The following is a 14,290-nucleotide window of genomic DNA, read 5'->3' on the forward strand; positions in this document are numbered from 1 at the left end:
ATTCGCCGGCAGGCCGGCCGCGCCGCTGCTAGAATCGCGGCTTTCCCCTTGCCGCTACAGGATATCGCCGTGCAGATCGTCTGTCTCGACCTCGAAGGTGTGCTGGTTCCCGAAATCTGGATCGAATTCGCCGAGCGTACCGGCATTCCCGAACTGCGTCGCACGACTCGCGACGAGCCGGACTACGACACGCTGATGAAGTACCGGCTGAACATTCTCGCCGAGCGCAGGCTCGGCCTGCCGGACATCCAGGAAGTCATCTCCAGCATGGGACCGATGGCCGGCGCGCGCGAATTCCTCGACGCGCTGCGCGAACGCTACCAGGTCGTGATCCTGTCCGACACGTTCCAGGAGTTCGCGAAGCCGCTGATGAAGCAGCTCGGCTGGCCGACGCTGCTGTGCCATCGCCTCGAAGCCGATGCGAACGGCGTGCTCGTTAACTACCACCTGCGCATGCCGGACCAGAAGCGCGAAGCGGTCAAGCGCTTCAAGGAGCTGAACCTGACGGTGGTCGCTGCCGGCGATTCGTACAACGACACCGCGATGTTGGGTGAAGCGCACGGCGGCATCCTGTTCCATCCGCCGGAGAACGTCATCCGCGAATTCCCGCAGTTTCCGGTGACGCGCAACTACGCCGAGCTGCGCCGCGAGATCGACAAGGCTTTCGCCCGCGTCGCCTGACCGAGGCCTCGTCATGCACCGCGACCGCCATTTCACGCTGTCCGCGTCCTGCCCCGACCGCGTCGGCATCGTCGCGCGGGTGTCGGGCTTCATCGCCGAGCATCGCGGCTGGATTCTCGAGACTTCGCTGCACGCCGAGCCTCCTGCCGACGGCGAGGCGCTCGGGCGCTATTTCATGCGCATCGAGATCAGGGCTTCGTCGCTGCCGTTTCACCTCGCCGAGTTCCGCGAGCGTTTTCGTCCGCTCGCCGACGAGCTCGAGATGGACTGGACGATCACCGATTCGGCGGTCAAAAAACGCGTCGTCGTGCTGGTGTCGAAGCAGGAGCACTGCCTTTACGATCTGCTCGCGCGCTGGCAGTCGAAGGAACTGGACATCGAGATCCCGTGCGTGATCTCGAATCACGACACGTTCCGCGGCCTCGTCGAGTGGCACGGCATCCCGTTCCACCACGTGCCGGTGAACGCCGACAACAAGGCGCAGGCCTACGCCGAAGTGGGGCGCATTTTCGAGGAAGTGCGCGGCGAGACGATGGTGCTCGCGCGCTACATGCAGGTGCTGTCGCCGCAGCTGTGCGCGGCGTACGCGGGGCGCATCATCAACATCCACCACAGTTTCCTGCCGAGCTTCGTCGGCGCGAAACCGTATCACCAGGCGTGGGCGAAAGGCGTCAAGCTGATCGGCGCGACCTGCCACTACGTGACTGCGGACCTCGACCAGGGGCCGATCATCGACCAGGACGTGATCCGCATCGACCATTCCGATTCGGTCGAGGACATGGTCCGCTACGGCAAGGACATCGAAAAGATGGTCCTCGCGCGCGGCCTGCGCTACCACCTCGAAGGCCGCGTGTTGGTGCATCGCAACAAGACAATCGTGTTCCGCTGACGGCCGCGGGGCGCCACGAAGCTCGCGCGGAGCTTCGCGGTGGCGTAGCATTGCGGCCCTTTTCCGACCGGCTGCATCCGCTTATGGGCAAAACCTCCGCACGGGCCTGCGGCGTCGATTTCGGCACCTCCAACTCCACGGTCGGCTGGCTGCGGCCCGGCGTCCCGGCACTGCTCGAACTCGAGGACGGCAAGCCCACGCTGCCGTCCGCGGTGTTCTTCAATGCCGACGAGGAGACGACGTACTACGGCCGCGCCGCGCTCGCCGAATACCTCGAAGGCTACGAAGGCCGCCTGATGCGCTCGCTGAAGAGCCTCCTGGGCAGCAGCCTGATGGACGGCCAGACCGAAGTGCATGGGCGCGCATTGCCGTTCCGCGATCTCCTCGCGAGCTTCCTCGGCGAACTGAAGGCACGCGCCGAAGCGGCGGCGGGACGAAGCTTCACGCAGGCCGTGTTCGGCCGGCCGGTGCATTTCGTCGATGACGACGAGCGCGCCGACCGCAAGGCGCAGGACACGCTCGAGGCGATCGCACGGCAGGCGGGTTTTCGCGACGTCAGCTTCCAGTTCGAGCCGATCGGCGCGGCGCTGCATTACGAGACCGGCCTCGAACGCGAGGAGCTGGTGTTGATCGCCGACATTGGCGGGGGCACCGCGGACTTCTCGCTCGTACGACTGTCGCCAGCGCGCGCCGGGCGCGACGAGCGCCGCGAGGACTTGCTCGGCAACGCCGGCGTACACGTCGGCGGCACCGATTTCGACCGCGCGCTGAGCCTCGAATGCGTGATGCCGCTGCTCGGCTATCGCGGCCGGATGAAGAACGGCGCCGAAGTGCCGTCGAGCCTGTTCTTCCAGCTCGCGACGTGGCACACGATCAATTTCGCCTACACACGGCAGGCGTGGGCCGACCTGCAGCACATCTATCGCGATGCGGTCGCGCGTACGGAGCTCGACCGCCTGTCACGGCTCGTCAGCCGGCGCGAAGGGCACTGGCTCGCGCTGCAGGTCGAGCAGGCGAAGATCGAGCTGTCGCAGGCGCCGGTCACTGCGCTGCAGCTCGACCGGCTTGAACCCGGACTCGTGCACGAGATCGGCCGCGAAGCTTTCGCCCGGGCGACGACGGCGCTCGTCGAGCGAGTCGCAGCGGCGGTGGCGGGCCTGCTGACCGATGCGGGGGTCGCGCGCGAGCGTGTCGATACGATCTATTTCACGGGCGGCGCGAGCGGCGTCCCGCAGTTGCGCGCACGCATCGCGGCCGAGCTGCCCGCCGCGCGCAGTGTCGAAGGGGACCTTTACGGCAGCATCGGCAGCGGGCTCGCGGTCGAGGCGGCACGCCGCTACGGGTGAACAGCGGAACTCCGGACCCGCAAAAGCAAAAAGCCCGGCAATGCCGGGCTTTGACTCGCTGCGCGGGCCGTGCGGTTTAGCGGACGGCTGCGCGAGAGATCGACTCGAGGATCAGAGCGGGCGGATGTTGCCTGCCTGCTTGCCCTTCGGGCCCGACGTCTCGTCGTACTGAACTTTCTGACCTTCGGTCAGGCTCTTGAAGCCCGAACCCTGGATCGCGGAGAAGTGTGCGAACAGATCTTCACCGCCGTTGTCCGGCGTGATGAACCCGAAGCCCTTGGAGTCATTGAACCACTTAACAGTACCAGTTGCCATTTCGAAAAATCCCAAATCAAAGTTAATGAAGGGCGTTTGCCCGGAAGTGCGGCAATCGAGATCGGGGAAAGACGAACTGAGTACCCAAAGGCCGTCGAGCACGAAAAACCACGCGATTGCAGATGCGCATGCGCAGTCTGGTGAAAAACCGACGCGCGGTCAAGGGCTGAAATGGATTGTCACGCTCATCCCGGGGGTTTATAGGGGATTGCCGGTATGGGCAGTGGCAATGTCATACTGTCTGGCCGGTAATTTTGCCGCTCGCAAAGCCTTTCCCGGCAGCCGCTTGTGCCCCCGAAAGTTGCCGCGCCGAACGTCGCCGATGGCAGAATCCGCCCACTCCGGATCCACGATGGTGCAGGGTGGCATGAGTTCCCAATTCAGACTGATGAGCGAGCGGCGCTTCCTGCCGTTTTTCATCACGCAGTTTCTCGGCGCGTACAACGACAACCTGTACAAGAACGCCCTGGTCGTGCTGATGACCTTCGAAGCCGCGCGCTTCACGACGATCGCGCCGGGCGTGCTGGTGAACCTTGCTGCCGGGATTTTCATCCTGCCGTTCTTTCTGTTCTCGGCAACAGCGGGCCAATGCGCCGACAAGTTCGAGAAAAGTCGGCTCATCCGCTGGACGAAGCTGCTCGAAATCCTCGTCATGGCGCTCGCGGCGCTGGCGTTCGCGCTCGAATCGCTGCCGTTGATGCTCGGCGCGCTGTTTCTGATGGGCGCGCAGTCGGCCCTGTTCGGGCCGGTGAAATACGCGATCCTGCCGGTGCACCTGCGCGAGGACGAACTGGTCGGCGGCAATGCGCTCGTCGAGTCGGGCACGTTCGTCGCGATCCTCGTCGGGACAATCGCCGGCGGAGTGACGATCAGCCTCCCGGGTGGCCCGCTATGGGTGTCGGTCGCGGCGCTGTCGGTCGCAGGGCTCGGCTACGCGGCAAGCCGGGCGATTCCGGTCGCGCCGGCGGCCGATCCGGGGCTGCGCATCAACTGGAACCCGCTGACCGAAACCTGGCGCAACCTCCGTTTCACTCGCGAGGACCGCACCGTGTTCCCGGCGGTGCTCGCGATCTCGTGGTTCTGGTTCTACGGCGCGCTGCTGCTGTCGCAGTTCCCCGGCTACGCGAAAGACGTCCTCGGGGGTGACGAACACGCGGTGACGCTGCTGCTCGCAGTGTTCTCAATCGGCATCGGCATCGGTTCGCTGATGTGCGAGCGGCTCTCCGGCAAGCACCTCGAACCCGGCCTCGTGCCGTTCGGCTCGATCGGGCTGAGCCTGTTCGCGTTCGACCTGTGGTGGGCAAGCCCGGTACTTGCGGCGGGCAGCGCGCCGCTGCCGTTGGCCGCGGTGCTCGCCGATGCCGCGACGTGGCGGGTGCTCGTCGATCTGCTGTTGATCGCAGTGTTCGGCGGTTTTTTCATCGTCCCGCTCTACACGCTCGTCCAGGCCCGCTCCGCGGCCGCTCACCGCTCGCGCGTCATCGCCGGCCTCAACATCCTCAATGCGCTGTTCATGGTCGCCGCCGCCGGCATGGGCGCGGGGCTGCTCGCGGCCGGCCTGTCGGTGCCGCAGCTGATCCTCGTCGGGGCGCTGCTCAACGCGGCGGCGGGGCTTTTTCTCTGCGTCCGGGCGCCGGAGTTCCCGCGGCGCTTCGCCGCCTGGCTGCGCGGCGCGGCGGCCAAGCGCCCCGGCGATGCCCGCTGACGGCCCGGCTCAGTCGCGCAGCAGGAAGTTTTCGAGCGCCGCAGCGACCTGCTCCGGCTGGTCGTGCTGGAGATTGTGCCCGGCGTCGGTCACGGTGGTGACCCGCACGTCGGCGAAACACGCGAGCCGCTGCCGGTAGTCGTCCGAAGTCGCCGGGAACCGATCGAGGACATAGCCCTCGTCCGAGATCAGCAGCAGCACCGGCGCCGTGATCGCGCGCCAAGAGGCCAGCGTGTCGTCGAGGCGGTACGGTGCAGGCGCGGCGGTCTTGTGCCAGGGGTCGCAGGCCATTTCGACCTCCCCGTCAGGCAGGACGCGGCTGACGTTTCGCGCGAGGAACGCGGCACGCTCTTCCGTCAGCCGCGGGTTGGCCTGCTGCAGGCGGCGCGCCAGAGCATCGTGATCCGCGTAGCGTCGTAACTGCGGGTCGGCCAGCACGGCGTCGAGCCACTGGGCGAGACGCGTCGGCGCTTCGTCGGCGCTGCCGTCCTTGAGGCCGAGAACGTCGAGCATCGCCACCTGCGACACGCGTTGCGGCCGCGCGCCCGCGTACACGCCGGCGATGTTGCCGCCCATGCTGTGGCCGACGAGGCGCACCGGGCGGTCAGGCGAATAATGCCCGAGCAGGGCGTCGAGATCGGCGTAGTAATCGGGAAACCAGTACGGCCGGCGCAGCCACTCGCTCGCGCCGTAGCCTCGCCAGTCGGGCGCGATGACGTGCCAGTCCTGCGCGAGCGCGGCGACGACAAACTGGAATGTCGCCGAGTTGTCCATCCAGCCGTGCAGGAAGAACACCGGCGGCGCAGCCGCGGCGCCCCAGTGCCGGACGTTGTAGCGCAGCCCGCGCACATCGAGCTGCTCGCATCGGGATTCGGGATTCGGTTTCATGACGGCAATGGTAGCAGCGCGCGGGCCGCGGTTGGCGCGGGCCGGCGCGCTGCAGCGACCGCCCTCAGGCGGCAGTGACTTCCCGCGCGGTCAGCGAATAGCGGAAAGTTGCCGGGTCGAGGCTGTCGAAGCGCGTTTCGCCGCTTTCGCCCTGCGGGTACATCAGGTAGGGCGCCTGCGGCCCGCTGCTGCCCGGCAGGCGCACGTCGTGGGCGAAGTTGTAGCCGAGCCAGTTCATTTCCCAGGCGCCGAAGAGCACCCGGCGCGCGGCGGCGACTTTCGGGTCGTCGAGCGCGAGGCCGACCGGCGGTTCCTCGAGCACGACCTTGCGCACGTCCGCCGGATCGACCGGTACCCAGCCGAACCGCTCGAGCCAGACTTCGGCACGGCAATGCTGGGCTTTCGAGACGTCGCCGCTTTTGCCGAGGCTTTTGTAGCCAAAACGCGAGTCGGCGACGCGCACGCCATACACGTCGCGCGCCGGCAAGCCGGCGGCGCGCGCGAGCCCGACATAGAGGGCGTTCAGGTCCGCGCACTTGCCGGAAAGATCGCCCGTTTCGAGCATCGTGCGGATGTCACCGACGCCGCAGCCGCGGGTCTTCGGATTGCGGAAGGTGTTGTCGACGATCCAGTCGTAAATTGCCCGTGCACGCGCTTCGTCGCCGGTCGCGCCGCGCACGATCGACTCTGCCGTGTCGCGCATCAGGCCGTCGGTCGGAATCAGCGCAGTGGCGCGGGTATACAGCGCGCGTTCGGCCGCCGGCAACTCGCGTGCGACGCCCGGGCGGGTGAAGTCGACGGCCCGGTCGCGGGTCGCGAAGCGGCTGACGACTTCGAGCAGCGGACTCGCGGTGCCGGCTGCCCATTCGGCCTGCAGCATCGCGGCGCCGTAGTCCGCTTCGGTGACGACGCGCATCGTGTCGGCATTGCCCTGCCACAGGTTGCCCATCGGGCGCATCCATTCAGGGTTGTCGATCGACGGCAATGGCACCCAAACGCGCGTCGAGTCGCCGCTCGTCGCGGGCTCGATACGGCTTGTCAGTTCGAAAACGCGCCAGCCGTTGGTCGGGTGCGGCGCGAAAGGCTATGTCGTCGCCGAGCCGGCGGCGCGGCTCCAGGCCGGGAGCGCGAAGCTCGCGGTGAGGGTGGAGGTTCTGAGGAAGTTCCTGCGGTTCATGGCAATCGTCCTGATCAGTGCGGTGCGGGGTCGTTCGGGGGCGCGACGAGCGTCATGACCCGCTCGCGCACGGCGCGGTCATTCCAGTCGAGTTCGCCGCGTACGCGGTGGCGGGGCCGGTGCGATGCGTCGAGGAGAAACGTCGTCGGGAGGAAGCGAACGTCCCAGGCGCGGGCGATGACCTGGTCGGGGTCGGCGACGACGAGCGGGTCAAGGCGGCGCGCGGCGAAGAAACGGCGCACGTCGTCCTCGCGGTCGGCGACCGCGACGGTGAGCAGCGCAAGGTTCGCTTCGACAGCGTCGAGCCCTGCCAATGCGGGCATTTCGGCGCGGCAGGGTTCGCACCAGGTCGCCCAGAAATTGACGAGTACCGCCCGGTTGCGCAGCGGTTCCAGCGCCGCCTGCAAAGCCGCGGGCACTGCACTTGGCGCGTCCACCGCTTCGAAGCGGTCGAGCGCGCCCATGCCGCGGGTTGCGCCGACGAGCGTTTTCGGCGCGGCCGCCAGCGCGGCGAAGCCCGCGAGCGACGCGAGCGCGCGCCTGCGCAAGGCGCGACGGATGTCGGACATTGTCGTCTCCCGATTCCTTTCAGCCGCTCCGGCGCGGAAGCCGCCGGAGCTTAAATCGGGCGTGCGCGTTCGCGACGCCCGTCGAAGATGGCGGTACACAGACCGCCGGCCCGCTGCCAAAGCCTATCAATGAGGTCCTCGGCACCGTGGACGCCGGAACGTCCGCTGGCATTTTCCGGCCGATGCGCGACAACGCCCGGCCGAGCCGCGCATTATCGCCCCTGCGGGCGGATTTCAGAACCGTTCAGGCGCAGAACTTTCGGGGGACGCCTTGCGGCGAGGGGGAGCGGCGGCGTCAGCGACGCAGCGGAATCGGCGTCGCCCGGTCGACTGCCACGGCGGTGACGCTGTTCTTCGGGCTGCCTTCGATGAGCTTGTCGGAGTAGGTCAGATAAACCAGGACGTTACGGCGTACATCGACCATGCGCACGACTTGCAGGCGCTTGAACAGCACCGACAGGCGCTCGGAGAATACTTCCTCCTGCTGCGGCAGCGGTTCGCGCGTGCGGATCGGGCCGACCTGGCGGCATGCGATCGACGCTTCGGCGAGATCTTCCGCAAGACCGACCGCGCCCGACAGCCCGCCGGTCTTCGCGCGCGACACGTAGCACGTCACCCCCTCGACGCGCGGGTCGTCGTACGCTTCGACGACGACCTTGTGGTTCGGGCCGATCAGCTTCCACACCGTCGATACTTCGCCGACCGATTCCGCGCGCAGCGGCAGCGGCACGGCCGCGAGCAGGGCAAGGAGGGCGGCGAGGCGGCGGGCGCGCAAGGCGGGGCGGGGGCGGAAAGATTTCATCGGCTGCGGTCCTGTTCGGGAAAGTGAGGTTGCCCGGTCATTCGTCGATCGAGGTGCGGCGCGTCCGTTGCCGCTTGCGTTCGCCCTGCGTCCGCTTCGCTTCGAGACGCCGGAGCTTCGCTGCCTTGGTCGGGCGCGTCGCGACCCGCGCGAGCGGTTTTTCATGGGCGCGGGCGATCAACTCCGCGAGCCGACCGCGCGCGTCGGCGCGGTTGCGGTCCTGCGTGCGGAAGCGCTGGGCGCAGATCACGATCACGCCTTCGGAGGTCGCGCGGCGCCCCGCCAGTTTGAGCAGGCGGGCGCGGACCTCGTCGGGCAGCGACGGCGAATGCGCGGCGTCGAAGCGCAGTTCCACCGCCGTCGATACCTTGTTGACGTTCTGCCCGCCGGGGCCGGACGCGCGGATGAAGCGTTCTTCGAGTTCCTCTTCGGGCAGCGCCGGCAGGAGCGTGACATCGACCATGAGCGACAGTATAGACCGCGGGGCCGAGTGCCCCGGAGACACGGCCTCCGGTCGTGCCGGTTTCCGCCCCGAGCCGCGTCCGGTTCGCCTTACGAGGCGTGCAGCGACTGCAGGATCGCGGCGCCGAGCGCGGCCTGCGACTGGGCGCCCGACACCGCGAGCTTGCGGTTGAAGATGAAGAACGGAACGGCGGTGATGCCCTGCTGCTGGATCTGGCCCGCCATCCGCCTGACCGCCGCCGCATCGTCGTCGCTTTCGAGATAGGCGAAGACGGTTTCTCGATCGTCGCCGGCCGCTGCGGCGATATCCGCGAGCGTGGCGTTGTCGCCGAGGTCGCGGCCCTCCTGGAAATGGGCGGCGAACAATGCGTGGCCGAGCGCGTTGACATGGTCCGGGGTGTGGCCGAGCGATTGCGCCCGGTACGTCAGGCGATGCGCGTTCAGCGTGTTCGGACGGGTCGCGATGCGCTCGAAGGCGAAAGTCACGCCATCGGGCGCGCCGGCTTCGGCGATCCGGGCGAGGACTTCGTCGGCCTTGCGCCGCCCGCCGAACTTCGCGTCGAGGAACGGCCGATAAGGCACTCCTGCCGTCGGGGTGTCCGGGTCGAGGAAGAACGGCAGCCGGTTCACGCGTATTTCTTCGAGGTCGGCCACGTCGTGGCGGACTTCGTCAATGGCTTGGCGCAGACGCTCGTTGCCGATGAAGCACCACGGGCAGACGAAGTCGGAAACGAAATCGATATCGAGAATCATGGAGGTTTTCTGTCGATTGGACCGTGCGCGACGGCCGGGGGAGGTCAGCGCGTTTCGGGGATGTCCGGAAGCCAGCGCTCTTCCCAGCTTGCCACATCCGGCAAGTGGCGGGACAGGGTGTTCTGCAGGCGGGTTTCGGCGCGTTCGAGCAGGGCGAGGATTTCCGCGTCGGGCGCTTCGGGCAGCACCGGCACCAGACGCACGATCAGCGCGCCCGCGCGCGCTCCGCCGCGCCCGGGAAAGCCTGCGCCCTTGACCCTCAACTCGCGCGTCGTCGCTGGTCCGGGTTCGAGCTTCAGGTTACGGACGCCGTCCGGCAGCGGGATCGGCAGTTCCCCTCCCAGCAGCATCCTGAATGCGCTGACCGGCCGGGTCAGCATCAGGTCGCGACCGTCGAGCCGGTATAGCGCGTGCGGCGCCAGGACGACTCGCAGGAGCAGGTCTCCCGGCTTGCCGCCCGCACGATCGCAGTCTTCGCCGGCTCCGGCGACGCGCAGTTCGTCCCCGTCGAGCACGCCGGCCGGAATCCGGACGCGCAGCTTGCGCGCTGCACGCGCCTGTCCGCTGCCGTGACAGGCCGCGCAGGCCTGCCTGTTCAGATAGCCGCGGCCCCCGCAATCGGCGCACGCGGTAAGACTTCGGCCGTCGCGGACCCGCCCGGAGCCGTGGCAGGTGGCGCACAGCCGCGTGTGGCGCAGCACTTCCTCGCCGCTGCCGCCGCAGGCGTCGCACGGGATTTCATCGGCGATCGTGAACGCTTTTTCGCCGCCGGCGAACGCTTCCTCCAGGCTCAGCACAAGATCCTCGCGACGGTCGGCTCCGCGCGGCGGGGCTTCGGGAGGCGGCTCGGGCCGCGTATCGGCAGCCTGCGCATCGTGGGGTGCCGCGGCCGGCGCCGGGCAGCGCGAATATCCGGCGAGAAGATCCTCGTAAGCCGCGCGCAGGCGCTTGAAATGCTCGATCGCGGCCGGATCGGCGTTGCGGTCGGGGTGCCAGCGCATCGCGAGACGGCGAAAAGCGTGCTTGATCTCGCGTTCCCCGGCGCCCGGGGACAGGCCGAGGAGGCTATGGGGGTCGGTGGGCGACATTACACGCGAAAAAAGAGTTCATCGTCAGGATTCCGGCCCAGCAAAGTGGGACAGGGTAACGCCTGACTCGCGCTCCGTCGAATCCCGCTGCGCGCGAGGGATCGACGTCTTTGCCCCCGGCGCCGGCCGGTTTCGACGTGGGGACCCTTGGTGATCGGCGGCACGGGCTGGCACAATCGGCCCGCGGATACTTTCATCCCGGTAAGCGAATCCTGCCAGAAACGACGGAGAGTGCGCCGCCTGCGGGTCGGCACGAACGAACACATGCCCGGAACCCTGATCATCATCACTGCGCCGTCGGGTGCAGGCAAAACCACGCTCGTCAGCGGTCTGCTCGAACGCGATCGGCAGGTGAACCTGTCGGTTTCCTACACGACGCGCGACCCGCGCCCCGGCGAGCGCGACGGGCGCGAATACCACTTCGTCGATGTCGCGACGTTTCGCGCGCTGCGCGACCGCGGCGAGTTTCTCGAATGGGCCGAAGTGCATGGAAACTACTACGCCACTTCGAAGGTCTGGTTGAAGCAGCAGATTGCGACCGGGCGCGACATCCTGCTCGAAATCGACTGGCAGGGCGCGCAGCAGGTGCGCAAGAGCTTTCCCGACGCCGTCGGCGTGTTCATCCTGCCCCCGTCGCTCGAGGAACTCGAAGTGCGCCTGCGCGGACGCGGCACCGACAGCGACGACGTGATCATGCGACGGCTGCTGGGCGCGCGCGGCGAGATGCGCCATGTCGGGGAATTCGACTACGTTATACTCAACAACGACTTGCAGTGCGCGCTCGACGACCTCGTCGCGGTAGTGCGCGCGTCGCGCCTGCGTTATGCAAACCAGCACGAGCGCCATCTGCAGTATTTCGATTTTCTTGAACAGGACTGAACCATGGCTCGCATCACGATCGAAGATTGTCTGAAAAAGATCCCCAACCGCTTCCAGCTCACGCTCGCCGCGACCTATCGCGCGCGCCAGATCACGATCGGCTCCACGCCTCAGGTCGAGCTCGAAAAGGGCGACAAGGACAAGCCGACCGTGATCGCGCTGCGCGAAATCGCGGCCGGGAAAGTCGGTCTGGAAGTCCTCAACCGCGGGCAGGCCTGACCCTCGCGGGGGAGGGAACAACCGATGGACGCTGCAGCGATTCCCGCTCCGGGCCCTTTCGGTTCGCCGTCCGGCTCCCCCGTGTCGTCCGATTTCGCCGCGCTCAGGAAGAAGCTCGAGACCTATCTGCGTCCCGAGGATGTCGAGAAAGTCGAAGCTGCCTACCATTTCTCGGCGAGCGCCCACGAAGGTCAGCTGCGCATCAGCGGCGACCCGTACATTTCGCATCCCGTCGCCGTCGCCGACATCGTCTCCGACTGGCACCTCGACGCCCAGGCGCTGATCGCCGCCCTCCTTCACGACGTGATGGAGGACACGCACATCTCGAAGCAGGAGATCGCCGACCGCTTCGGCCGCACCGCCGCCGAGCTCGTCGACGGCCTGTCGAAGCTCGACAAGATCGAGTTCCGTTCGCACGAGGAAGCGCAGGCGGAAAACTTCCGCAAAATGCTGCTGGCGATGGCGAGCGACCTGCGGGTGATCCTCATCAAGCTCGCCGACCGCCTGCACAACATGCGCACGCTGCAGTGCATACGCTCCGCGAAGCGGCGCCGCATCGCGAGCGAGACGCTCGAAATCTACGCCCCGATCGCGAACCGGCTCGGCCTCAACAATCTCTACCGCGAGCTGCAGGAGCTCGCGTTCGAGCACAAGTACCCGTTGCGCTACCGCGTGCTGTCGCGCGCGATCAAGGCGGCGCGCGGCAACCGCCGCGAAGTCGTCGGCAAGGTGCTGCAGGGCATCGAGGAGCGCCTGCCGCAATGGGGCATCTCGGCCGAAGTGCAGGGCCGCGAAAAGCACCTGTTCGGGATCTACCGCAAGATGGCCGAAAAGCGCCTGTCGTTTTCGCAGGTGCTCGACATTTACGGCTTTCGCGTCATCGTGCGCGACGTGCCGAGCTGCTACCTCGCGATCGGCGCGCTGCATTCGATGTACAAGCCGGTGCCGGGCAAGTTCAAGGACTATCTCGCGATCCCGAAGGCGAACGGCTACCAGTCGCTGCACACGACGCTGATCGGGCCGTTCGGCACGCCGGTCGAAGTGCAGGTGCGCACCGCCGAGATGCATCACATCGCCGAAACCGGCGTCGCGTCGCACTGGCTGTACAAGGAAGACGAGAAGACGCTCACCGAGCTGCAGCAGAAAACCCATTCGTGGCTGCAGTCGCTGCTCGAACTGCAGTCGGCGTCGGGCGGCGCGACCGAGTTCCTCGAGCACGTCAAGATCGATCTTTTCCCCGGCGAGGTGTATGTGTTCACGCCGCAGGGTAGGATCCTGTCGCTGCCGAAAGGCTCGACGCCGGTCGATTTCGCCTACGCGGTGCATACCGACATCGGCAACCGCTGCGTCGCGTGCCGCGTCAACGGCGACCTGATGCCGCTGCGTACCGAACTGCACAACGGCGATCAGATCGAGATCATCACCGCGGCGCACGCGAACCCGAACCCGGCCTGGCTCGCATACGTGCGCACCGGCAAGGCGCGCGCGCAGATCCGCCATTTCCTCAAGGGCGCGCAACAGGAAGAATCCGTCGCGCTCGGCGAGCGGCTGCTGAACCAGGCGCTGCGTCCGCACGGGCTGACGCTGGGACAGATCAGCACTTTCGCGTGGGAGCGCTTCCTGCGCGACCGCAGCATGCGCAGCAAAAAGGAAGTGTTTGCCGACATCGGACTCGGCCGGCGCCTGCCGGTCATCGTCGCGCGCCGCGTCGCGCAGGCGCAGGACCTCGAATCGGGCCGCCCGAACGTCATCAAGCCCAAGCCCGCCGGCGCGATCCTGATCCGCGGCAGCGAAGGCATCGCGGTGCAGCTCGCGCGCTGCTGCCAGCCGATCCCGGGAGACCCGATCATCGGCATGATCCGCAAGGGCCAGGGCCTCGAAGTCCATCTGCACGACTGCGCGGTGGTGGCGAAGCTGCGCGGCGACCGCGGTCGCTGGGTCGACGTCGAGTGGGAGGCGGGCGAAGACCGCCTGTTCGACGTCACGATCCGCGTGCTGACGCGCAACACCCGCGGCGTCCTCGCCAAGGTCGCGAGCGCGATCTCGGAGGAGGACTGCAACATCCAGAACGTCAGCATGGACAACGAGCAGGGCATCTACACCGCGATCAACCTCGTGCTGCAGGTCCGCGACCGGATGCATCTGGCGAAAGTCATGCGCGGCGTGCGCCGGGTGCCAGAAGTCGTGCGGATCGGGCGGCTCAAGGGCGACGTGCGCAGCTGACCGCGCTCCGAGGCGGTCCGATGGGGCCGCCGGCTACAGCGATCGCGATTGGCGCATTCGGGACGCTCGCCTACAATTGCCGATCTTTCCGGGAGCAATGCATGGCGATCTACGAATCCGAACACACCAAATTCATGCGCGAGTGGCTGGCGAAACATCCGCAGGAAATCGAGGAGCAGCGCAAGGGCCGGGCCCTGTGGTGGGACAAGCCGCAGGACGTCGTCGCCCAGGCGCGCCTCGATCAGTCGAAAGTGCCGGTCAAGGCTTATTACTACGATATCAACCACTGACGCG

The 14,290-nt window shown here is 67.2% G+C and carries 16 protein-coding genes; 8 read left to right on the forward strand and 8 right to left on the reverse strand.

All coding sequences use genetic code 11. The annotated features are described in order from the left end of the window. Positions 1-69: 69 nt before the first annotated feature. From thrH to GO608_RS04220, 3 genes are all read left to right on the forward strand, one after another. Positions 70-681 carry a bifunctional phosphoserine phosphatase/homoserine phosphotransferase ThrH gene (gene thrH, locus GO608_RS04210; protein ID WP_169199275.1) on the forward strand — a complete coding sequence of 204 codons (612 nt, stop codon included), beginning with the start codon at positions 70-72 and terminating at the stop codon, positions 679-681. 13 nt (positions 682-694) lie between these two features. Continuing rightward, positions 695-1,570, forward strand: coding sequence for a formyltetrahydrofolate deformylase (purU, locus tag GO608_RS04215; RefSeq protein WP_169199274.1), 876 nt, complete (start codon positions 695-697; stop codon positions 1,568-1,570). 83 nt (positions 1,571-1,653) lie between these two features. Continuing rightward, the gene (locus tag GO608_RS04220; protein WP_169199273.1) at positions 1,654-2,916 is read left to right on the forward strand and encodes an Hsp70 family protein; all 1,263 of its coding nucleotides are present in this window, start codon (positions 1,654-1,656) and stop codon (positions 2,914-2,916) included. A 111-nt stretch (positions 2,917-3,027) separates the two neighbouring features. On the opposite strand, the gene GO608_RS04225 is transcribed toward GO608_RS04220, so the two are convergent. Next, positions 3,028-3,231 (reverse strand): cold-shock protein, encoded by a 204-nt coding sequence (locus GO608_RS04225; protein WP_011237778.1) that lies wholly within the window; start codon positions 3,229-3,231, stop codon positions 3,028-3,030. A gap of 367 nt (positions 3,232-3,598) precedes the next feature. On the opposite strand from GO608_RS04225, the gene GO608_RS04230 reads away from it, so the two are divergent. Then, complete coding sequence (locus GO608_RS04230) at positions 3,599-4,936, forward strand: MFS transporter (RefSeq protein WP_247002855.1); 1,338 nt, start codon at positions 3,599-3,601, stop codon at positions 4,934-4,936. Between the two features lie 9 nt (positions 4,937-4,945). On the opposite strand, the gene GO608_RS04235 is transcribed toward GO608_RS04230, so the two are convergent. The 7 genes from GO608_RS04235 to GO608_RS04265 all read right to left on the reverse strand — a co-directional run bounded on the left by GO608_RS04235 (position 4,946) and on the right by GO608_RS04265 (position 10,675). Beyond that, positions 4,946-5,824, reverse strand: coding sequence for an alpha/beta fold hydrolase (locus GO608_RS04235; RefSeq protein ID WP_169199272.1), 879 nt, complete (start codon positions 5,822-5,824; stop codon positions 4,946-4,948). 64 nt (positions 5,825-5,888) lie between these two features. Then, positions 5,889-6,773 carry a transglutaminase-like domain-containing protein gene (locus GO608_RS04240; protein WP_247002857.1) on the reverse strand — a complete coding sequence of 295 codons (885 nt, stop codon included), beginning with the start codon at positions 6,771-6,773 and terminating at the stop codon, positions 5,889-5,891. Positions 6,774-7,015: 242 nt separating this feature from the next. After that, a complete protein-coding gene (locus tag GO608_RS04245) occupies positions 7,016-7,570 on the reverse strand; it encodes a TlpA family protein disulfide reductase (RefSeq protein WP_169199271.1) in 555 nt (184 codons plus the stop codon). 295 nt (positions 7,571-7,865) lie between these two features. Next, positions 7,866-8,372: a CreA family protein gene (locus tag GO608_RS04250; RefSeq protein ID WP_169199270.1), complete on the reverse strand. Its 507-nt coding sequence runs from the start codon at positions 8,370-8,372 to the stop codon at positions 7,866-7,868. Positions 8,373-8,409: 37 nt separating this feature from the next. Next, on the reverse strand, positions 8,410-8,835 hold the full coding sequence (gene arfB, locus GO608_RS04255; RefSeq protein WP_169199269.1) for an alternative ribosome rescue aminoacyl-tRNA hydrolase ArfB: 426 nt from the start codon (positions 8,833-8,835) through the stop codon (positions 8,410-8,412). 89 nt (positions 8,836-8,924) lie between these two features. Next, on the reverse strand, positions 8,925-9,587 hold the full coding sequence (locus GO608_RS04260; RefSeq protein WP_169199268.1) for a DsbA family oxidoreductase: 663 nt from the start codon (positions 9,585-9,587) through the stop codon (positions 8,925-8,927). Positions 9,588-9,631: 44 nt separating this feature from the next. Continuing rightward, a complete protein-coding gene (locus GO608_RS04265; protein WP_169199267.1) occupies positions 9,632-10,675 on the reverse strand; it encodes a DnaJ C-terminal domain-containing protein in 1,044 nt (347 codons plus the stop codon). Between the two features lie 264 nt (positions 10,676-10,939). Between GO608_RS04265 and gmk the strand changes: the two genes are divergently transcribed. From gmk to GO608_RS04285, 4 genes are all read left to right on the forward strand, one after another. Beyond that, positions 10,940-11,554, forward strand: coding sequence for a guanylate kinase (gene gmk, locus GO608_RS04270; protein ID WP_169199266.1), 615 nt, complete (start codon positions 10,940-10,942; stop codon positions 11,552-11,554). A 3-nt stretch (positions 11,555-11,557) separates the two neighbouring features. Next, a complete protein-coding gene (gene rpoZ / locus GO608_RS04275) occupies positions 11,558-11,773 on the forward strand; it encodes a DNA-directed RNA polymerase subunit omega (protein ID WP_053420774.1) in 216 nt (71 codons plus the stop codon). A 24-nt stretch (positions 11,774-11,797) separates the two neighbouring features. Further along, positions 11,798-13,996: a RelA/SpoT family protein gene (locus tag GO608_RS04280; protein ID WP_169199265.1), complete on the forward strand. Its 2,199-nt coding sequence runs from the start codon at positions 11,798-11,800 to the stop codon at positions 13,994-13,996. Between the two features lie 101 nt (positions 13,997-14,097). Continuing rightward, positions 14,098-14,286 carry a DUF3460 family protein gene (locus GO608_RS04285; protein WP_169199264.1) on the forward strand — a complete coding sequence of 63 codons (189 nt, stop codon included), beginning with the start codon at positions 14,098-14,100 and terminating at the stop codon, positions 14,284-14,286. The last annotated feature ends 4 nt before the right edge of the window (positions 14,287-14,290 follow it).

Origin of the sequence: Aromatoleum buckelii, assembly GCF_012910785.2 — a bacterium.
GTDB classification, from domain to species: domain Bacteria; phylum Pseudomonadota; class Gammaproteobacteria; order Burkholderiales; family Rhodocyclaceae; genus Aromatoleum; species Aromatoleum buckelii.